Origin of the sequence: Myxococcus llanfairpwllgwyngyllgogerychwyrndrobwllllantysiliogogogochensis (genome assembly GCF_006636215.1) — a bacterium.
GTDB lineage: Bacteria > Myxococcota > Myxococcia > Myxococcales > Myxococcaceae > Myxococcus > Myxococcus llanfairpwllgwyngyllgogerychwyrndrobwllllantysiliogogogochensis.
The window spans coordinates 1-408 of sequence record NZ_VIFM01000911.1 but is presented as its reverse complement, the minus strand read 5'-3'; the positions used below and the strand labels follow the sequence as shown (position 1 = coordinate 408).

1 protein-coding gene is annotated in these 408 nt (G+C 48.3%); it reads left to right on the top strand.

Annotated features, from left to right (window positions below):
* Nucleotides 1-229 precede the first annotated feature (229 nt).
* Nucleotides 230-408: 30S ribosomal protein S2 (gene rpsB, locus FJV41_RS56300; protein ID WP_141649675.1), on the top strand; the 179-nt coding region annotated here is incomplete at its 3' end.

Below are 408 nucleotides of genomic sequence, written 5' to 3'. Positions count from 1 at the left end.
CATTAACAGCACGCGACGTCAACAAGAGTTGGTGTCTGGATGGATTTTGTGGTATAAAGCGCGCCGGACTTCCGTTCCATCTCAGATACACAAGGATGGACGTAAGCGACATAGCTCACTTTGTGTAATAACACACACGTATCGGCACATATTCCGGGGTGCCCTTCGGGGTCGGTAATATGGGCTACGTGGAGGCATAACCCCAATTTAATCTATAGAGGTTTTAAACATGGCAACTGTTTCCATGCGCGACATGCTCAAGGCTGGTGTTCACTTCGGTCACCAGACCCGTTACTGGAACCCGAAAATGAAGCCTTTCATCTTCGGCGCGCGTAACAAAGTTCACATCATCAACCTTGAGAAAACCGTACCGATGTTCAACGAAGCTCTGGCTGAACTGAACAAGAT